The following is a 20,077-nucleotide window of genomic DNA, read 5'->3' as shown; positions in this document are numbered from 1 at the left end:
CACTAAAGAGCTACTATGCCCATCTGCACCTTATTTTGCGCCATATGTGCAGGATTGCATAGACTATGCACGATTTTAGAAGCAGCGCCCACCTCTCTCACTCGTAAAGGAGATCGCCCATGTCCAGATTCCTCTACCGGCTGGGAAGCTGGTCCTACCGCACGGTATGGCCCTTCCTCGCCTTCTGGCTCATCGTCCTGGTGGCAATGGTCGTCCTCACCGCCGGCTTTGCCAAGACCCCGAACCCCAACTTCGCCATGCCGGAGATGGACTCCACCACCACTCAAGAAGAGATGATGGAGCACTTCGATCAAGACACCGATGCCATGAGTGCCCCGGAGGGCACCGTGGTCATCCAGGCCCCTGAGGGCAAGGAGCTGAGCGATGATGCCGTTGCCGGGGACATCGACAAGCTGCTCCAGGACCTCAAGGACACCGGTGCGCTGAAGAACGAGGATGAGCTGGTCAGCCCGGTCCTCACCGCCGCCGGCATGGAAAAGCAGATGGGCGAGCAGATGCGGGCCCAGGGCATGCCCGAAGAGCAGGTTGCGAAGAACCTGCAGCAGCTGTCCCCGCTGAGCGAGGATAAGACCACCGGCACCGTCACCATCGCCTTCGATGCCAAGGACGTCATGGACATCAATGATGAAGATATGGCTGCGGTCACGGATGTCCTGCACCAGCACGACGGCGAAGGCCTTTCCGTTAAGTACCAGGGCAATGCCTTCGCGATGGCCGATGCCGGCATGAATGGCAGCGCCGAACTCATCGGCATGGTGGTTGCCGCCATCGTGCTGCTGGTGACCTTCGGCTCCTTCGTAGCTGCCGGCATGCCGCTAATTTCCGCCGTCATCGGCGTGGGCATTGGCATCCTCGGCGTGCAGCTGGCCACCATCTTTACCGATACCGTCTCCGATATGACCCCGACGCTGGCCTCCATGATCGGCCTGGCCGTGGGCATCGACTATGCCCTATTCATTGTCAACCGCTTCCGCAATGAACTCATCACCTCCTCCGGCCTGAATAACCTGACGCCCAAGGAACTGGCCAAGGAGCTGAAGAAGATGGAGAAGGGCACCCGCGCCCACGCCATGGGCATGGCGCTGGGCACCGCCGGCGGCTCCGTCGTCTTTGCCGGTACCACCGTGGTCATCGCGCTGGCAGCCCTGACCATTATCGGCATCCCATTCCTGTCCACCATGGCTATCGCCGCCGCGGGCACCGTGGTCATCGCCGTGCTAGTGGCCAATACCTTTATCCCCGCGGTGCTGGGCCTGCTGGGCACCAAGATCTTCGCCGGGCGCGTGCCCGGCCCCAAGGTTCCAGATCCCGAGGACGAGAAGCCAACCATGGGCCTGCGCTGGGTCCGCCGCGTGCGCGCCCACCCGTGGCTGCACCTTGGCGTGGGCGTTATCGTGCTTGCCATCCTCGCCATTCCCTTTGCGAATATGCGCCTGGCCATGCCCACCGATGGCTCCGCCAAACCTGGCACCCCGCAGCGCGAGGCCTACGAGATGTCCGCAGAGGCCTTTGGCCCCGGCCGCAATGCCCCAATGATCGCCTTTGTGAACGTGGAGGGCGTCTCCGAGCAAGACCGCATGCCGGCCTTCCAAGATCTGCTCCACAAGTTCAACGACACCGAAGGCGTGGACAACGCCCAAATCGTCCAAACCACGGATAACGGTGATGCCGCCCAGATCATGATTACGCCGACGACAGGTGCAACCGATGAGGAAACCACCGAGACCTTGGAGCGCCTGCGCGAGTACCAGGGCGAGTTTTCTAAGGACGGCGGCTCCTACGGCATTACCGGCATCACCCCGATCTTCGACGATATTTCTGAGCGCCTCAATAGCGTTCTTGTTCCCTATGTGGCCATCGTCTTAGGCCTTGCCTTCATCGTGTTGATGCTGGTCTTCCGCTCCATCTGGGTTCCGCTCATTGCCGCCGCGGGCTACGGGCTGTCAGTGGCCGCCACCTTCGGAATCACCGTTGGAATCTGGCAAGAGGGCATGTTCGGCCTCGTCAACGATCCGCAGCCGCTGCTGTCCTTCCTGCCCATCATGCTCATCGGCCTGACCTTTGGCCTGGCCATGGACTACCAGGTCTTCTTGGTCACCCGCATGCGCGAGGGTTACGTCAGCGGCAAGACCGCCGCCAACGCGACCTCGAATGGCTTTAAGCACGGCGCGCGCGTGGTCACGGCAGCAGCGCTCATCATGATTTCGGTCTTTGCGGCGTTTATCCTGATGGACGAGCCATTCATTAAGACCATGGGCTTTGCCCTGGCTATGGGCGTGCTTATCGATGCCTTCGTTATCCGCATGATGGTCATCCCCGCCACCATGTTCCTCCTAGGAGACAAGGCGTGGTGGTTCCCCAAGTGGTTGAATAAGATCGTGCCTAATATGGATATCGAGGGCGAGGCCCTGCACAAGGAACGCGAGGCGCTCCTGCACTTCCAGCACGACAAGGTAGGAAAGGTTCATCGTGACTAGTTTGCGCGAATCCAAGAAGCGAGCAACGCGCCAGGCCATGTCCGATGCCGCGGCCCGCCTCGCCTTGGACGGCGGCGCTGAGGCAGTCACGGTCTCCAATATCACCAGCGCCGTCGGGGTCTCCCCGCGCACGTTCCACAATTATTTTTCCTCGGTGGCCGATTCCCTCTTGCACTACACCGCGGATGTCCTCGAGGCATTCGCGGCGGATATTCCCACCGCCTTTCCCGGCGAGCCCATCTCTTCGGTCTTGGAATTAACGCTCATTGATGCCCTCGACAACGAATACATGGAGCTGCGCTCGCTGCACAGTCTGTTCAAAATCGGTGAGGCGATGGAAAACCTCAGCCACACCGCTGAGGAAAAGAAGAAATTCGATAGCGTCACTCACAGGATCATCGCTGCTTTTCAAGAGCGCTACCCCGAATATTCGACCTTCGAGCTCACCGTCATCTTGAACGCGTGCGGCAGCACCGGCAATGCCTGCCAGCAAGAGCTGAAAAGGCGCTGCGAAGGTGGCAAGCCCCCTAACAAGCAGGAACGCGATGAGTTGGTGCACCACGCCTTTGCCACCCTGCGCGGCCTTGCCTGAGGTTTCAGTATCCTCGTAAGCAATTATGGATACTTCGAATTCGCTTGCCCAGGCCACCCGCGATGCCTGCTTTATTCAGGCGGGCCTTGATGCCGCCTTCCGGGCCCGCCTGGGCGATACCACCGATGTGGAATTTAATTTCCTCACCCCCTCGACGGATGCCGAGGGCCGCCTTAACCACAATCAGCCTGTGGAGATCCGCTGCAGCTCATCCTCCGGCGTCAAAGACTTCCAGGGCACGCGCATCGCCGTCATCGATCGCGCCGGCTCGCCCACCTGGCGGTGGGCGATGCAGGCGGAAACCGATCTGCCGCAGGGCGGGGATGACCCGGCTAAGTTTATCCCCCTCGCCCGCCTCCTGGCAGGCAATGCCCCGGTGCTGCGGGCGCGGCAAGGCGATCATGAGGCGATCATCGCCGTGGATTTCCATCCGCGGCTCGACTTTCCCACCAGCATTGCCGCGGGGCTTCGCCGCAGCTCGCCAGATACTGATGAGCGGCGCGCGGTGCACGAACTCGCCCACCACTTGGGCATTACGGTCGCGGAATCTGCCGCGGATGCTGCTACGGAGACCGCCGAGCATTTCTCCGAGGGAACGACGCTGCATTTTTCTAGCGCACTGGGCGCACCCCAAATCACGGCCATCGAGCCGGGCATGAAGGCTACTCGCATCATCGAGGATGCCTTTTATTACGGCATGGAGCACCAGCTGTACTTCCAGGGCAATTTCCCCGAGGCCACGGTGCACCTCGATCTGGACGGTGCCACGGCGAAGATCCGCCACTCTGGCGGGAAAGACGAGGCCACGGCGGTGCTCATCGCCACCATTTCGGAGGATCAATTCCTGTGGTCCTGGGCCGATCCCGCGGTCAAGGACACCGCGGCCGCGCACTCGGCAGCCAACCTGTACCGCTTCGGCATCGATCACCGGGTACCGGCGTTGATCCGGCCCGCGCTGCCGCTGGACTACGCGCGCGCCCGGCAGGTACCGCAGCTAGCCCTGCCCATCCTGGGCATGTGGACGCTGGTGGGCACCACGCTTGCCGATGGCCGCGTCGGCCTCGCCCTCCTCGATTCCGAGGCGCTGCATCTGCCGCAGCCCACGTCAGCGGCCACGGAAGCAACGCTCGCGGCGACCCCGCCCCGAGAGATCAACGAGGCGCAGGCCCGATCGGCCTACGCCTCCTTCCGTGGGATTAACCTTTAGCTAATACGTCGCGGATAGCGTCTACATCCACCTCCGCGACGCTTGCGGGGTTAAATGCCGCGTCATTGGATTTATCCACCAATACCGCGCGCACGCCATCGGAAAAGTCATCGCGGCGATACATATAAGCGCCGAGTTTCTTTTCCAGCTCGAGGGCATCGCGAATGCTCGAGCACTGCGCCTCTGCCCGGTAGAGCTCCAGCGCGGCCACGATGGAGGTTGGGCAGGCCTGCGCGATGAGCTTTTCTACCAGCTCCTTTAGTTCCGGGTATTCCTTAGCGGCCGCGGTGATGTCCTGCCAGGAATCGTGGCGGAAGCTAGCCTCGATTCCCTCGATGAGCTCTGCAAGTGGGGCCTCGTCTTCCGGCTGCACGGAGTGCTGTTCCAGCGCGGCATCAATGCCTTTGTCAATGACGTCGTTAGCAAACGCATCGCCGTCTTTGACGTAGTCAGTGGCCAGCCCGCTCCATACGAGGTCTGCGGCGTACATGCGGTAGCCGGTAATGCCCCAGAACTTCGCGAGTTCTGGCGAGGCCTTGCCGCGCGTACCCACGGCATTTTGGGAGGCATAGGCCATACCCACATCCGTGACGTAGCCAATATTCATCTCGGGCATGGAGGCGAAGGTCTTGTCCGTGACCACGCAGTGCGAGCCGTGCGCGGATACGCCAAGCCCGCCGCCCATAGCGATGCCATCGACCAGCGCGATGACCGGCTTGGGGTATTCCGCAATATCCCCGTTGAGGGTGTATTCCGAGGCAAAGAAGTCATCCACCTCGTCGTAGTTGCCGTCGACGATGCCATCGCGGGCCAAGCGGACATCGCCGCCCGCGCAATAGGCCTTGGGGTTGGTAGAGGTCAAAAGGACCTGCTCTACCTCGTCATCGGCACGCCACTTATCCAAGGCAGCGGCGATGAGATCGATCATTTCTGGGCTCAGGGAGTTGAGAGCCTTTGGGCGGTTGAGCTCAATGACTCCGGTATGGTTGCGGATTGAGGACACGATAGGTGCATCATTAGTCATATCCTCTATTGTGACACACAACTCATATACCTAGCTACCGTTTGCGACTTCACAGATAGGTCTTAATTTTGCTTCCACAGCTTATCGCCCTAGACATGGACGGCACCCTGCTCGATGGAAACGGCGACTTGCCGCCAGGATTCACGGCGACCAGCCAGCGCGCAACCGAGCTTGGCGTCACCCTCGTTCCGGCATCTGGGCGCCAGATCGCCACCCTGCAACAGATGTTTCCCCATGAAGAGACCTTTATTGCAGAAAATGGCTCCGTGGTCGTGCACAATAACGAGCTGCTGAGCACAACTCCCCTGCCGTCATCGGCCGTCCGCGCTGCGGTGGCAGCGCTCGACGCGGTAACCCAACCCCACACCGTGGTGCTGTGCACGCCGGCTACGGCGTTTGTGGAAAGGGGCATCGACGGCCAAGCCTCCGCCGAGATCTCCAAATACTATAAATCCATCAGCTGGGTGGATGACCTGCACGATCTGCTCGATGAGGAGATCATCAAAATCGCGGCCTTCTGCGCCGATGGTAGCGAGAAACACCTCCACGATCCGCTGCGCGAGGCTGTGCCCGAACATAATATTGCGGTATCTGGGGCGGTGTGGCTCGATGTGATGGCGGCCGGGGTCAATAAGGGCGTGGCGCTAGAAACCATGGCGTCGCTGCTAGGTATCCCCCAATCTCGCACCGCAGCGTTTGGAGACTTCCTCAACGATTTCGAACTACTCCAGGCCGCTGGAACCGCCATTGCCATGGACAATGCGCACCCTAAACTCAAGGCCATCGCAGATACCATCGCCCCACCCAATACCGAGTATGGGGTGCTGACAGTGCTTAATCAGCTTTTTGCCAGCAAACAGGATTAGACTCTTTTCTTTCAGCATCTATCCGTAAGATATTGCCAATTTCCCGCGCCACGCCGTGCTCTCTACTTTGAGTAATGGCGCTGCTCGCGGTCTAAAATTGGCCGATTAGTACATTTTCGTAGTGCAATGGGAGTTCATGTGAATCGTTTTCTGCGCTCGCTGCTGGGGAAGAAAGATTCCGAGCGTAATGAGGCCACGCCGCCCACGACGCGGCAATCAGATGGGCCTACAGGTGATTCCTCCACTGGGGCTTCCACGCCTGAATCCGGTATCCCTACGGGGCCGGATCCACATGCCCGCAATAATCACGAGGGGCGCACGGAACACCAGCCGCCCACCTCGAACGCACAGGACGGCACTAAATCCTCGCAGACACAGCCCACGGATCCTACCCGTGGGTTCGCTCGCCAATCCCGCCAGGTGGGTAACCCCACGCCTCAAGACAAAAAGCCTTCCCGAAACCAGGGCGCACAGACCCCCAAATCCGCTGCGGCCAAAGGCTCTGCCCAAGACAAGCAGAATAATTCTGCCCAGAAGAAGACCGGAGCAAAGCCACACCAGCAGGTAAAGCCGGCCACGCCCAAGAATCCACAGAAACCGCAGCAATCAGCCGCCGAAACGAAGGAATTTCCCGCCAGCCCCGCCGGTACTTCCCGCGCGTCCGGGACCTCTGGCGCCTCTCGAACGTCCACTCCCGCCGGTTCCAAGAATTCTTCCCGCTCCAATAACTCCGCTGGCACTCCTCGGCCTTCCGACGCCAACCGGTCCACCGGCTCTGCGAAATCCTCCGACTCCACCCGGACTTCTGGCGCTACTCGGTCCACCGAAACCGATCGGCCCACCGGCACCGGCTCCGCGAAGCCTTCCGACAATACTAAGAACTCCGCGCAGGGAACCGCGGAATTTCCTGCCCAGCAGTCGTGGCCTGCCCAAAGGCCAGAGCAGCGCAAGCCCGAACAACACAAGCCTGAGCAAAGCAAAGCCCAGCCGCGCAAGCCGGAGCAGCGTAAGCCAGAGCAACGAACATCTGGGCAGCAACAACCTGTTCAGCGTGAGCAGGAGCAGCGTCAGCAGGAACAGCGCCAACCGGAGCAGCAGGCATCCGGAGCCGGGCGTCAGAAAGCAGAGCAGCGCAAGCCTGCGCAAAAGTCTGCCTCTGCGCAAGAACAAAAATCAGGGATTCCTGCTGGGCAAAAGGCCGCCGCTATGGGGGCTTCTCAGCCCCAGCGCATTCCTGCCGAAGAGAACGCGCGAGAACAACAGCCTGCAGCCGATCACTTTGCAGAGAAGTCATCTTCGCAGGGCAAGCAGGGCGCCAATAAATCGAAATATGCCTTGCAGAATCAACAAAACGACTCTGAAGTACTCGCAATACCGCCAGAGGATAAAAACGTGCGCAAGAAGCGGCACGCGCGGCTACGCCAAGTCAAGGGCCTTGATGGCCTGCGCGGCCTAGCCGTTGTCGCTGTGGTCTTATACCACTTTTTCGGTGACGCCCTACCCGGCGGCTACTTGGGCGTGGACATGTTCTTTGTCCTCTCTGGCTTCCTTATTACATCGCTCCTCGTGCGCGAATACCGCACATCCGGGACGATTAGCCTGAAGGACTTTTGGGTCCGACGCTTTAGGCGCATCCTGCCGGCTGCCGTCACCGTGCTCGTTTTCTGTACGGCAATCGTTGCGTGGGTTGGCGGAGATTTGGCCGTCGGCCTGCGTCAGCAATTCTTCGGCACCCTGTTCTTTGTCAATAACTGGACGCAGATTGCCACCTCGCAATCCTATTTTGCTGATAACGAGATCCAGGTATTCGCCCACTACTGGTCACTCGCCGTAGAAGAGCAGTTCTACCTCATTTGGCCGCTGCTCATGCTGGGTATTTTCCGCATCTCATCGCGCCAGCCGCGCCGCCTTCCAGTCGTGGTCTCCAGCGTGCTGGGGCTTGCCTCTTTCGCGGCCATGTGGTTTATCTTCACCCCAGGCGAAGACCCCACCCGCGTGTACTACGGCACGGATACCCACGCATTCGGCCTGTTGACCGGTGCAGTCCTCTCCTTGTTAATGACCTCTACGAAGTCCGATCCCAACGCGGATTCCTGGGCCACCACCGGCAAGGTAGAAACCCGCGCCGCCGGCATCATTGGCTTCTTGGCGCTTATCGGCTACGTTGCGCAGCTATTCCTCATGCCTGACGACGCCGAATTTACCTACCGCGGCGGCCTTTTCCTTACCAGCATCCTTGGTGCCCTCATGGTGTGGGGCGTCATCCACGAGTATGGCCCGATGACGCCGCTGTTTAGGACCAAGGTCATGCGATGGTTCGGTCAGCGTTCCTTCTCGCTGTACCTCTGGCACTGGCCGGTCATCATGATCTTGGAGGCGCTATTCCACGGCAATCAGAACTCTGAGGACTCCTGGATTCTAGGCTTGATCGCCATCCCCATCTCCCTGATCCTCTCAGAGATCTCTTATCAATTCATCGAGAACCCTTTCCGCCGCGGCGGATACAAGAAGACGTGGAAGAGCTACTGGGCCTCGCGCCCGAGCTTCAGCGAACTCAAGGATGGCTTTGGCAAGGCCATGTGGCCAGTGGTCCCATTCTTGGTTGTCGCCTCTCTGGTTGGTGTTGTCTACGGCGTGGTCAATTCCAGCGACAAGACCGAGTTGGAGCAGCAACTCAACCAGCTCCAGCAGCAAAACGAAAGCAATAACCCACCTCCACCGGAGGTATCCGCTCCGTCGACAGCATCGACTGAAGACGATAAAGACGGGGCGAAGGAAAAGGATGACGCCAAGACCCGCCCCATCCCGAAGGGAACGGACATTACCGCGATCGGTGATTCGGTGATGCTGGCGGCTAGTGATGCCCTCAGCCAACGGTTCCCTGGCATTTATATCGATGCCCAGGAATCCCGCCACTACACGGTGGGTATCCAAATCCTTCAGCAAATGAAGGATGCCGGTACGTTGCGCGATACCGTATTCTTGGGATTCGGTACCAACGGCGCCGCCCAGCCAAATCAAATCAGCCAGGCCATGGACATCATCGGCAAAGACCATACCGTGGTAATGGTGGTTCCCTACGGTGACCGCGAGTGGATGGCGCAGTCCCAGCAGGACGTCATCGACGCCGCCAAGGAATACGACAATGCCTATATCGCTGACTGGTGTGGCTACGCCGAAAATAATCCGGACATGCTCTACTCCGATGGCGTCCACCCGCTTCCCGAAGGCGCCACCGGCTATTCCGACGCCTTCTACGACGCTCTGAAGCAATATTCCAAATACGACAAAAGCGTGTCCTCACAATGCCAGGCTTAACAGAGAGCGCGGCGGTAGGCAGTTAGCGCATGTGCGCCGGCTTCCTACCCTGGCCCCTTCCTCGCCCGCCCTTCGCGCTCGCGGGGTGGTTCGATCTCACCGGGCGGGTTCCCCGCCCGTGACCGTGAAGAGCGGGGTTAAAAGTTCTGACTCGTAGGTGAACGCATAAATGAAGACCGCACCCATAGTTCACATGAGTGCGGTCTTTAGTATTAGGCAGCGAGATTAATCGACGGCGAACTCGCCCATCTTGTCCCAACCGGTGCGTCCATCGATGTGGACGTTGATGATGTCTGGGGTCTCTACGAGGTACTTGGGGAATTCGTCGCAGGCGCGCTTGAAGTGCTCGCCCTGAACGTGCTCTACGTCCTTACCATCAGCGTAGGACTCGAGCAGCAGGAAGCGCTGAGAATCTTCCGGATCGCGGTACCACTTGAAGTCGATGCAGCCAGACTCGGCGTTGCAAGCCTCGGTGTACCAGTTGATCTCATCAAGGAAGGTATCGGCGTATTCAGGCTTTACGCGGAACTGTACGTTAATCAAAATCATGCCCCCGATTCTACCAATGATGTGTCCACTACGTCATGGCTGCTCTGCCATGCGCGCGGACCTCGGAAGAATCGGGGGCAGGTTCCGCGGAAGCTAAGAACTAGTTGAGGAAGTACTCCGCGATGTAGATGAACTCGCCATCAAAGGCGGTAGCGACGCCATAACCGTACTCGGGTCCGGGGGTTACTTCGAGGCCTCGGTTGAACCAGTTGAGGCGCTCTTGGGCTTGCTCTTCGGACAGACGGTAGACGTTGCCCTGCCCTTCTTCAGTGTGGGTCACGCCGCTTGCCACATCGCCGTAGTACTTTAGCTCACCATTTGCACCCTGGTTTGCCCATTCCTGCGCGATAGCGCTTGCGGTCTCATCCGGGTGGTGGCCAGCCTGGGCTAGGTGATCAGCGGTGGCTACCTGCAAGTCAGCGGCAACCTGCGGGGCTTCGAAGGCCTCAGGCTCCGGTGCGGCTTCAGCCGTAGGCGCTTCTTCCGCTGCTACTTCTGGTTCAGCTTCGGGTGCGGCCTTTAGAAAGCTGGGCAAAGTAACGTTGTACTTTTCAGCAAGGGTAGACACCTGCTGAACCTGCGGGACCGCGTTAAGCTCCGCAGAAGCCACTGCCGTGGTGCCAGACAGGGCGAGTACGGTGGTCAGGACTGCTGCGGTGGCGCTTCGAATCGGCTTCATAATTTTCAGCCTGTCATAACTTTTCAGAGGGCGAAAGCATATCGCCGGTTCCACCGCACTTCGATATGGCTTTGTTATAGAAACGGCGCTCGGTGAGTTCTCGGCTACCTCGCGGTAGTGAAGAAGCCTCCAGGAGGCCTAATAAATACCTACATCGAGTTCATCGAATTGCCGCTGCAGCTCCTCCGAATCAATGGAGCGGGCAACATCGGGCCCGGCGATGGCCGCAAAGCCATCGAGGACAGAGTTCCCGTAATTATGGCCCACACCATCGGGAACATCCTTGGCTCCGGGTAGATCCGCGGCAACTTGCAGGTAGGTAATAATAGGCATCCACTGCATCACGCGTTCACGGGAATAGGGGGTATCTTCTTTCATCCAATCCGGCTCTTTGAAGGCCAATTCGGGCGACCACCAGCTCACTGGATCGGAAGGATGCTGAATATACAGCATGCGGGTCCTGCCCCACTCCTCTTCCGGAACGCGTCCCCAGCGGCGGACTTGGTCCACCTCGTTGGCAAAGCGAACCACGAGGCCACCGGCGTAGACCGGCGAGATTTCCGTGGACCCGGGATCGCGGCGCTCCACAAACTGCGAGCGCAACTGGTTAAAGTGCGGCGGGCCAGTCAATAAGATGCCATCGACGGAATTGGCAATATCGCGCACGCCGGAAAAGGCTGCCTCGATGCCGGTTGTGCCTAAGGACTCGCCGTAGAGGTAGAGCTTGGGTCGGTCATCTTCTGGCAGTGAATTCCACCAGTCCACGATGGGGTTGATGAACTCTTCCCCGGCGCGCTCTACTTGGCCGCCGCCGCCAAGGAAGTGGAATACAGACGGCATGGCGGAATACTGTGCTGCGGCAATGGCGGTATCCCCTCCATAGAGTAGTTCGAAGGCTTGCGCGGAATAGGACGATACCCAGCCGGTGCCGGTAGGCATGGTCAACAGGAGGGCCTTGCGGTCTTGGGCGTGGGTGCGCTCGAGTTCATCGATAAGCAGCTGCGCCCGCCCTTCATTAGAGTCGCGGTTACCCAGGCCGGCGTAGGCACGGATGGGTTCTTTGGCAGGTTTCCCGGTCACCTGTTCTAGCTCGGCCTTATGCGCGCCGGAGCTGAGAAACCGGGAGCCTTGCAGGCCGACGCCGTTCCAGTCGACATCGGAAGTAGGCGATCCGGAGCGCTCACTCAGGGTGGGGCGCTGAGTGTCCGGATCGGGGTCGGCGTTCTGGGCGGTAAATACCCTATCGCCCAAGCCCACGATGGCACCGGGAATGATGTTTTCAACGGTGTAGATAGCGATAACCGCAATGATAAGTACTGCCCCGAGGCGGCGGTACGTGGAGCGGAACCGCTGCGGGAAGCGCCGCGCTAACCAGCGCACCAGAAAGATAATGGAGCGCAGGATGAGCAGGAAGACGGTAAATACCGCCAGCGCCAGGGGCACCACCAGCAGGTAGCTAGACATGGACGGCGCGGGCACGGAATATACGCTCGCGAGCTCGTGCTGCCAGCGCACGGCGATAATGACGAAACCGACCAGCCAGGCTATGAACGCACCTGTGGCGATGCGCGCGAGCAACCGGTAGTGCTTTGGCTCCCATGCGGAGGCGGCAAGCCAGGGATACTTATCCGCCCATTTGCTCACGACGAAGCGGTACCACACCAGCTTCACGCCGATGCCCACCACGTAGCCGAACCCGGCGGCAAGGCCCGAAATCAGGCCTTGATAGGGCCAATCGCGGGGCAAAATGGACGGAGTAAGGCCCAGCGTAGACAGAATGGCGGCGCCGATAATGCCCCACGGATCGAGGTGGCGGACAATATCGGCGATGCGAGCTTCTACTGCTCGAGCTTCTCCCCTAACTCCAGCCATTCCATCTCCAAATCCTCATAGGTGCTGCGATTGTCCTTTAATTCCGTATCGAGGCGAGTCATCGCTTCGGTATCGACTTCTTCTGCCGCCGCGGCCAATTTCTCATTGATCTGCGCGGCGGATTTTTCCAGCTTCTGCATCTTCCGCTCAAGCGCGTTCATCTTCTTGGTGATTTCGCGCTCTTGCTGGGAAGAAAGCTTCTTTTCCGGCTTCGGCGCCGGCGCGCCCGTCTTCTTTTCTCCCAGGTTTATAACCCCTGTGTTCTTGCCGGCCTCAATTTCTTCGCGCTTGCGCAGATACTCGTCGATGCCACCGGGAAGGTTCGTCAGGTTGCCATCCCCAAACAGCGCATACGTATTATCCGCAATGCGCTCGATCAGGTAGCGATCGTGCGAAATGACCACCAGGGTACCCGGCCACGAATCGAGCAGGGATTCCAGTTCCTGGAGCGTATCGATGTCCAGGTCGTTGGTGGGCTCATCGAGGAGTAAAACATTGGGTTCTGCCATGAGCACGCGGGTGAGCTGGAGGCGGCGGCGCTCGCCACCGGAAAGATCACCGACCGGGGTGCGCTGGCGCTTGGCGGAAAAGCCGAGGCGCTCGGCCAGCTGAGAGGCGCTGAGCTCCTTTTTGCCTAGCTGCACGTAGGTGGCAACATCCTCGACGGCATCGAGAAGCCGGCGCTGCGGATCCAAGTCATCGAGTTCCTGGCGCAGCCAGCCCAAGCGCACGGTTTGGCCCTCGATGCGCTTTCCGGCCGCAAGCTCGTATTCGCCAGCCAGTGTGCGCAGCAGCGTGGTCTTTCCGGAGCCATTAACACCCACGAGGCCGATGCGCTCGCCTGGGGCCAGGCGCCAGGTGAGGTGATCGACCAAGGTGCGGCCATCCGGGGACTTCACCGTGGCATCTTCTAGCTCGATGACCACCCGGCCCTGACGCTGCTTGGAAAAGGACATGAGCTCGACTTTGTTGCGCGGCTCGGGGACATCAGAAATAAGCGCTTCCGCAGCCTCAATCCGGTAGCGCGGTTTTGAGGTACGCGCCGGTGCCCCGCGGCGCAACCACGCCAATTCCTTGCGGGCTAAGTTTTTGCGGCGCTGTTCCATCGCATCGGCCTGGCGGGCGCGCTCGGCGCGGGCAAACGTCCAGTCGTTGTATCCGCCCTCATATGCATCGACCGTGCCGTCGTGCACCTCCCACGTCCAGGTGGCGATGGTATCGAGGAACCAGCGATCGTGGGTGACCACGATGACGGCGAGGTTGCGCTTGAGCAGGTGATCCGCCAGCCACTGGACGCCTTCCACGTCAAGGTGGTTCGTGGGCTCATCGAGCACCACCAGATCTAAATCCTGCACCAACGCGGCCGCGAGGTTCACGCGGCGGCGCTCGCCACCGGACAGGGAGCTCACGGGAGTATCCAGCCCTAGGTCCACGATGCCGAGGCCACCGAGCACATCGCGCACCTTGGCATTGGAGGCCCATTCGTAGGTCTCGAGCTCGAGGGGCTCAATGATCGCCTGAGCGATGGTGAGCTCTTCGGGCAGATCAAAGCGCTGCGTCACCACGGCCATGCGCAGATCCGAGGTGTGGGAAACGCGGCCGGAATCCGGCGGCTCGATGCCGGTGAGCACTTCCAGCAGGGTGGTCTTACCGCCGCCGTTAACGCCCACGATGCCGATGCGATCCCCGGTTTGCACGCCGAGGGATACCCCATCAAGGAGGCTTTTTAAGCCATAAGACTTGGTGACTTGCTCGAGGTTAATCAGGTTTGCCATAACAGGGACTCATCTTAATACCTCCCTACCGCCACCCCCGCATTCCCAAACATGTTGCTACCGAATTTCACTTGCAATACTCTGCGTGTGTATGAAGAAGCACACACTTACCCTCTGCACTATCCTCTCTGCCTCAGCGCTCACCATCGCTTCCTGCTCGGCGCCGGAAGAAGACACCGACGCCCAAAACACCAGCGAATCCACCACCGCGGAAAGCCACGAACATGACCATGACCACGATCATGACCATGACCACGATCACGAGGGCCACTCCCACGACGGCATGGAGGCAGAAGAAGGACAGACCGAGGTAGCCCAGCTTCCCACGCGCATCGTCTTCTCCCACGCTGATGGTCTGACCACCTACGATGCCAAATCTGGAGACGTCCTCGATGAAGAAGAGATGAATGCCTTCCTTCGCCTCAATGACGCCGGCAACGACCGCCACGTCATGGTAACCAAGGGCGATAACTTCCTCACCTACGACACCGGCCTCATCACCAAGGCCCACGGTGACCACAACCACTACTACACCGCGGATCCGAAGCTGGGCGATGACAAGATTAAGGCGCCCCACGCTGGCCACGTAGTCCACCACGATGGTTTTACCGCCCTATTTTCTGATGGCGATGGCGTAGCCAAGATTTATAAGACCGAGGACATCGGCTCCAAGGACGCCAAGCCCGTCAACACCGTCAAGACGGGCGAGGCGCACCACGGCGTGGCCGTCCCGCTTGAGGATGGCTCCGTGGTCATCACCAAGGGTACCGAGGACGAGCGCCACACCATCCAGCACCTGGACAAGGACGGCAAGGTCTTGGATGAGACCACCAAGTGCCCCGGCGTCCACGGCGAAGCAGCCGCTGGAAATGGAAAGCTCTTCTTTGGCTGCGAAGACGGCCCCGTAGTCTTTGACGGCTCCAAGTTCCACAAGGTGGACGTCTCCGATTACGCCGGTGCCGATGGCTACCAGCGCTCCGGAAACGCCGCGGGTTCTGAGGAATCGAACGTCATCCTGGCCGATAATAAGACCGACAAGGACGCCGAGTCCGAGCACCCCACCTCCGTGACCCTGATCAATACCGAGGACTACTCCGCCAAGAAGGTGGACTTGAACGGTTCCTACTGGTTCCGCTCGCTGGCGCGCGGCCCAATGGGCGAGGCCCTGGTGCTGACCACCGATGGCAAGCTCAATGTCATCGACCCAGACTCCGGCGAAATCACCAAGCAGATCGACGCGATTTCCAAGTGGAAGGAAAACGAGGAATGGCAGCAGCCGGGCCCGATCCTGAAGGCCGCCAATGGATATGCCTACATCACGGATGCGCAGAAGAAGGAGCTCGTCGTCATCGACCTCTTGCGCGGTAAGGAAACCGACCGCTACGAGCTGGACTTTGAGCCCACCGAAATGGCCGTGCTCTAAAAATCCAGCACTCTAGTGCTCGTGCTTGGCGATGCCCCTACTCGCCCTAAGCTAGAGCACTTCCGCACCCGCAGCCGGGCCCTGGGCTACAACGCCCTTGGTGCCCGGTATTTCTATGCTGACCTGCGCTGCGACTTCCTCCGCATCTTCCTTCGAAGCACATAAGAAGGCGCAGGTGGGCCCGCTGCCGGAGACGATGCCATTGAGCGCACCCGCATCCATGCCTGCCTCCAAGGTCTTGCGGAGATCTGGGCGCAGGGATAGCGCGGCGGGCTGCAGGTCGTTGTGCAGGTGCGCCGCCACGCGGTGGGCATCGCCGGAGATAAGCGCCTGGGAAATCTCCGTCGTATCAAGCGCCGGCGCGGTTACCCGCCCTGCATCACGCAATTCATCGAGTTTGCTGAACACACTTGGTGTTGAGAGCCCACGGTCAGAAGCGATCAGCGCCCAGTGATAGGTGCCCCTGGTCATCATGGAGGTCAACTGCTCCCCGCGCCCAGTACCAAGCGCTGTGCCGCCCAGCAAGGTAAACGGCACATCGGAGCCGAGGGCGGCGCCCAAGGCATTCAGAATGTGATCTCCTACCGAATCAATCCCGTAATAACGGCCGTAGCAGCGCTCCGCAAGGCGCAGCGCCGCCGCGGCATCCGCGGAACCGCCGGCCATGCCGCCGGCGGTGGGAATCGCCTTGTGAATCTCAAGGCCCACCTCTGGAATCTTGATGCCGCCGCGGGTGACATACAGGTGCTGCATGATGCGGTCTACCGCAGCCCAGGCCAGGTTCGTATCGTCCTCGGGCACGCCCGCCGCGTGCGGACCGGATACCTTGAGGTACTGCACGCGGGGCTTATCCACTTCGGCATTGCCTAAATCAGTCAGCGTTACCGTATCGTGCAGGCTCAAAGACTGAAAGACCGTGACCAGCTCGTGAAAGCCATCCTCCCGCGGTTCCGCCACGCCAAGGTGCACATTGACCTTGGCATGCGCATGCGCGGTATAGGTAATCGGCTCGTTTCCGTGTGGTGCGCTCACTATAGTCCTGCCAATCGTACAAAGTCTGCAACAGCGAGCTTTTCCCCGCGCTGCTTCGGATCGATTCCGGCCGCGCGCAAGGCCTCCTCGGCGGCCGCGCCGGAGCCATAGTGGCCCGATAGCGCGGCGCGGAGGGTCTTGCGGCGTTGGGCAAAGGCGGCATCGACAAGCGGCCAGACCGCAGCGCGCGCGGCATCGTCAACCGGCCAAGGCGGGGTATCGAAGACATCGATGCGCACCAAGCCGGAGGCGATATTGGGCGCGGGCCAAAAGACATTCTTACCAATGGTCCCCGCTTGGCTCACCGCGCCATAAAAGCCGGCCTTCACAGAAGGCACGCCGTAGATCTTGCTGCCGGGCTCCGCAGCGAGGCGCTGCGCCACCTCCAGCTGCACCATGACGAGCACGCGGCGAATGGAGGGAAAGGTTTCCAAAAAGTGCAGGAGCACCGGCACCGCCACGTTATAGGGCAGGTTGGCCACCAGCGCCGTAGGTGCCGCGACATCTTCGCTGGTCACGCGCAGCGCGTCCTTTTCCACCACGCGCAGGCGCTTAGCGTAGTCCGCCGCTCGCTCGCCCACCGTTTCCGGCAGCTGCGCCGCCAGGCGCGGATCAATCTCCACCGCGGTGAGATCCTCAACGGTCTCCACCAACCCGAGGGTCAGCGACCCCAACCCAGGGCCGACCTCCACGACGCGGTCTGTGGGTTCCAGGTCCGCCGCCGCGATGATGCGGCGGATGGTATTGGGGTCGTGGAGAAAATTCTGCCCCAACTTCTTGGTGGGCGTGATATCCAGTTTCTCCGCTAAAGCTCGGATTTCTACTGGGCCTAAAAGCGCGGCGCCCGGGGAATCAGTCATGTTTTCTAACCTAGTAGAAGAATGCAGAAAATCGCACCCCGCGCCGTAATGACGCGGGGTGCAGAGTGCGCGGTGCTGTGCGTGCTTTTAGCGCAGCCCCAACTTAGAGGTACATGCAGGCCATGCGCCCCAGCCCTGGGAAGCCTGTACCTTCTGTGCCACGGCGATCTGCTGCTCGCGGGTGGCCTGCCATGCCTCGGGCGCGTATTCGGTGCCCCCAAAGCCAGCCCACGTGGAAGGCGTGAATTGCAGGCCGCCGGAGAAACCATTTCCGGTATTGATGGACCAGTTACCGGTGGACTCGCACTGCGCGATGGAATCCCATACGGAGCCATCGGCCACGGCGGGGGCTGACGCACCCGAGTTACCGCCTTGCGGCTCCGGCTCCGCCTGCTTGGTGCCGCGGGCGATGGTCGCAGGCTTTGGCCCTACAACGACCTCGTCCTTGATGACCTCTTCGGATTCCTTCTTGCCATTATTCAGGGTTACCTTGCGGGTGATCTCGCGCTTGCCCTTTTCGCCCTGTTCGCGCACCTCTTCGGCGCCGGCTTCCAGTTCGGGGTCATCCACGAAATGCGGCTCGGCGTCGAATTCCTCAGTGACATCCTCGGTCTGAATGTCGATGCGTTCTACCTTGATAGACATGCCCTCGGTGACCTTTTCTTCCTTGGCTGGGAAGACGCGGTCATCCTCATCGAGCTTAATACCGCGCTCCTTGAGGACATCGCCCACGGTCTTGGCGGCAATCTTGGTGTAGGTATTCTTGCCACCATCGTTGATCTTGATGATCTTGGGGGAAACGACCTCTAGATCCATGCCGTCTTTGAGCTGCGCATCTTTATCCACGTCATCCTCGCCAGACTTCACGGCGGCTCCCGGGTTTACTCCCTGCAGGTTATTGAGCAAATCAGACACGGTGAGATCGGTGGTAGAAAGCTGCTGCTGTTCACCATCGATGGACACGGCGACCGGCTTGGCGGTGCGCACGGAGATTTCATCACCATCGGCCACGGACTCAGATGGTGCGGGCGAGACGATATCTTCTTCGCCCACCTGGACGCCGGCGGCCTGCAGGGCGCCGTCCACGTCCTCGGCAAAGGTGGCCAGCTCTACCTTGTCGCCGTTGACTTCTACGACCAAGTCTTTCTGCGCGGCAATCGCCACGACACCGCCGACGGCGAGGGTGCTCAAGACGCCACCCGTTGCCAGGCGCAGGGGCAGGGAACGTGAATTATTGATGCGCTTAATGTGGTGAGGTGCCATGTGTAGTTAATCTCCGGTGGTGCTGTCTATCCAGTATCACAATTGTTGCCGCTGGCTAAGGAAAACCAGCGGCGATGCCGCGCTGCTCCACTGTGAACCGGCGCGGCGGGAAGGTAGAGGCGTAAAGCCTCAACGAACAATCAATAACAATACGATAACGAGTAGGGAAAGTCGAGAAGCGGTGCGCCACAGTTATAACGGGCGAAAACAGTTGTCACATCCAGCACCCATACCACCAGCGACCAGCGGATTTAATTTTGTGACAATCCTCACTGTCCTGTCATGCTAATTCCATACACACGGTCAAAAGTCTCATTGACCTCCGCCGCCAATGCCTGAGTGGTTTGGTGGCGGGCCCGTGCAATGCAGTCATAGGTGTGCCCGATGAGGGACGGCTCATTGCGCTGCCCGCGGAACGGCTCTGGAGTCATAAACGGCGCATCGGTTTCCACCAGCAATTGCCCCGCCGGGGCCAGCGCGGCCGCCTGGCGTAGTTCCGCATTCCGCTTGAAGGTGACGTTGCCAGCAAAGGACAAAACGTAGCCGCGCTCTAATGCTTCTTCCGCCACCCGCAACGGTGAGGAGAAGCAGTGGAGCATGACGGTCTCAGGCGTGGGGGCATCGGCAAGAATGCGCAGCAAGTCTTGATCCGCCTCGCGGTTATGGATCATGAGCGTCTTGCCGGTGCGCACCGCCAGATCGATATGCCAGCGTAGGGATTCTTCCTGCTGGACCAAGCTCGCGGTGGTCTCCGGTTCGTGGTGGACCCAATAGGCGTCCATGCCGGTCTCCCCCACCGCCACGCACCGCGGATCCGCCACCATCTCCTCCAACGCGGCTTTGGTGGGCGCGTCTAGTTCATTCGCCCGCACCGGGTGGATGGCGCAGGCGGCATACACGTTGGGAAAAGCATGCGCGGTCGCAAGGGCCGCCTCGGACTCGCGGCGGTCATCGCCAACCGTCACCAGGCGGGATACCCCAGCAGCGCGGGCGCGGTTGACCAGCACCTCATCGGTATCTTTATGCGAGAAAAGGTGGGTATGTGCATCGCTGAGGCCGCTGAGCCCTGGGGCCGGAATGGGAGTAGGACGTGGCTTCTTTTTAGACATACCCGCAATT

General features: G+C 60.2%; 15 protein-coding genes. 6 read left to right on the top strand and 9 right to left on the bottom strand.

The window, feature by feature from the left end:
• Positions 1–119: 119 nt before the first annotated feature.
• Genes ACLI1O_RS04095 through ACLI1O_RS04085 form a run of 3 tightly spaced genes read left to right on the top strand, consistent with a single transcriptional unit; the run spans position 120 to position 4,297 of the window.
• On the top strand, positions 120–2,498 hold the full coding sequence (locus ACLI1O_RS04095; protein WP_239269159.1) for an MMPL family transporter: 2,379 nt from the start codon (positions 120–122) through the stop codon (positions 2,496–2,498).
• Positions 2,491–3,090, top strand: a complete 600-nt coding sequence (locus ACLI1O_RS04090; RefSeq protein ID WP_239269160.1) for a TetR/AcrR family transcriptional regulator — start codon at positions 2,491–2,493, stop codon at positions 3,088–3,090. Before ACLI1O_RS04095 ends, ACLI1O_RS04090 begins: the two co-directional genes overlap by 8 nt.
• Before the next feature lie 25 nt (positions 3,091–3,115).
• Positions 3,116–4,297, top strand: coding sequence for a DUF6882 domain-containing protein (locus tag ACLI1O_RS04085; protein ID WP_239269161.1), 1,182 nt, complete (start codon positions 3,116–3,118; stop codon positions 4,295–4,297).
• Here the strand turns inward: ACLI1O_RS04085 and ACLI1O_RS04080 are convergent.
• Positions 4,287–5,321: a 3-hydroxyisobutyryl-CoA hydrolase gene (locus ACLI1O_RS04080; protein ID WP_239269162.1), complete on the bottom strand. Its 1,035-nt coding sequence runs from the start codon at positions 5,319–5,321 to the stop codon at positions 4,287–4,289. The two genes, ACLI1O_RS04085 and ACLI1O_RS04080, sit on opposite strands and share 11 nt — an antisense overlap.
• 68 nt (positions 5,322–5,389) lie before the next feature.
• Between ACLI1O_RS04080 and ACLI1O_RS04075 the strand changes: the two genes are divergently transcribed.
• Complete coding sequence (locus ACLI1O_RS04075; protein WP_239269163.1) at positions 5,390–6,187, top strand: HAD family hydrolase; 798 nt, start codon at positions 5,390–5,392, stop codon at positions 6,185–6,187.
• 138 nt (positions 6,188–6,325) lie between these two features.
• Positions 6,326–9,505: an acyltransferase family protein gene (locus ACLI1O_RS04070; protein WP_284849633.1), complete on the top strand. Its 3,180-nt coding sequence runs from the start codon at positions 6,326–6,328 to the stop codon at positions 9,503–9,505.
• Positions 9,506–9,730: 225 nt separating this feature from the next.
• On the opposite strand, the gene ACLI1O_RS04065 is transcribed toward ACLI1O_RS04070, so the two are convergent.
• The 4 genes from ACLI1O_RS04065 to ACLI1O_RS04050 form a co-directional block, all read right to left on the bottom strand.
• Positions 9,731–10,054 carry a putative quinol monooxygenase gene (locus ACLI1O_RS04065; RefSeq protein ID WP_239269165.1) on the bottom strand — a complete coding sequence of 108 codons (324 nt, stop codon included), beginning with the start codon at positions 10,052–10,054 and terminating at the stop codon, positions 9,731–9,733.
• 100 nt (positions 10,055–10,154) lie between these two features.
• Positions 10,155–10,733 carry a hypothetical protein gene (locus ACLI1O_RS04060; protein WP_239269166.1) on the bottom strand — a complete coding sequence of 193 codons (579 nt, stop codon included), beginning with the start codon at positions 10,731–10,733 and terminating at the stop codon, positions 10,155–10,157.
• Positions 10,734–10,871: 138 nt separating this feature from the next.
• Positions 10,872–12,605 (bottom strand): alpha/beta-hydrolase family protein, encoded by a 1,734-nt coding sequence (locus ACLI1O_RS04055; RefSeq protein ID WP_239269167.1) that lies wholly within the window; start codon positions 12,603–12,605, stop codon positions 10,872–10,874.
• The gene (locus ACLI1O_RS04050; RefSeq protein ID WP_239269168.1) at positions 12,572–14,380 is read right to left on the bottom strand and encodes an ABC-F family ATP-binding cassette domain-containing protein; all 1,809 of its coding nucleotides are present in this window, start codon (positions 14,378–14,380) and stop codon (positions 12,572–12,574) included. Before ACLI1O_RS04050 ends, ACLI1O_RS04055 begins: the two co-directional genes overlap by 34 nt.
• A gap of 91 nt (positions 14,381–14,471) precedes the next feature.
• Between ACLI1O_RS04050 and ACLI1O_RS04045 the strand changes: the two genes are divergently transcribed.
• Positions 14,472–15,803 (top strand): hypothetical protein, encoded by a 1,332-nt coding sequence (locus ACLI1O_RS04045; protein ID WP_239269169.1) that lies wholly within the window; start codon positions 14,472–14,474, stop codon positions 15,801–15,803.
• A gap of 51 nt (positions 15,804–15,854) precedes the next feature.
• Here the strand turns inward: ACLI1O_RS04045 and ACLI1O_RS04040 are convergent, their stop codons facing one another.
• From ACLI1O_RS04040 to ACLI1O_RS04025, 4 genes are all read right to left on the bottom strand, one after another.
• Positions 15,855–16,835, bottom strand: coding sequence for a 4-(cytidine 5'-diphospho)-2-C-methyl-D-erythritol kinase (locus ACLI1O_RS04040; protein ID WP_239269170.1), 981 nt, complete (start codon positions 16,833–16,835; stop codon positions 15,855–15,857).
• Positions 16,835–17,695 carry a 16S rRNA (adenine(1518)-N(6)/adenine(1519)-N(6))-dimethyltransferase RsmA gene (gene rsmA / locus ACLI1O_RS04035; protein ID WP_239269171.1) on the bottom strand — a complete coding sequence of 287 codons (861 nt, stop codon included), beginning with the start codon at positions 17,693–17,695 and terminating at the stop codon, positions 16,835–16,837. Before rsmA ends, ACLI1O_RS04040 begins: the two co-directional genes overlap by 1 nt.
• Before the next feature lie 87 nt (positions 17,696–17,782).
• Positions 17,783–18,958, bottom strand: a complete 1,176-nt coding sequence (locus tag ACLI1O_RS04030) for a transglycosylase family protein (RefSeq protein WP_239269172.1) — start codon at positions 18,956–18,958, stop codon at positions 17,783–17,785.
• 269 nt (positions 18,959–19,227) lie between these two features.
• Positions 19,228–20,067 (bottom strand): TatD family hydrolase, encoded by an 840-nt coding sequence (locus ACLI1O_RS04025; RefSeq protein WP_239269173.1) that lies wholly within the window; start codon positions 20,065–20,067, stop codon positions 19,228–19,230.
• Between the last annotated feature and the right edge of the window lie 10 nt (positions 20,068–20,077).

It is taken from the genome of Corynebacterium sp. LaCa78, assembly GCF_046717505.1.
In the GTDB taxonomy this organism is placed as follows: domain Bacteria; phylum Actinomycetota; class Actinomycetes; order Mycobacteriales; family Mycobacteriaceae; genus Corynebacterium.
The sequence above is the reverse complement of the archived record's forward strand: the minus strand, read 5'-3'. Positions and strand labels throughout refer to the sequence as shown.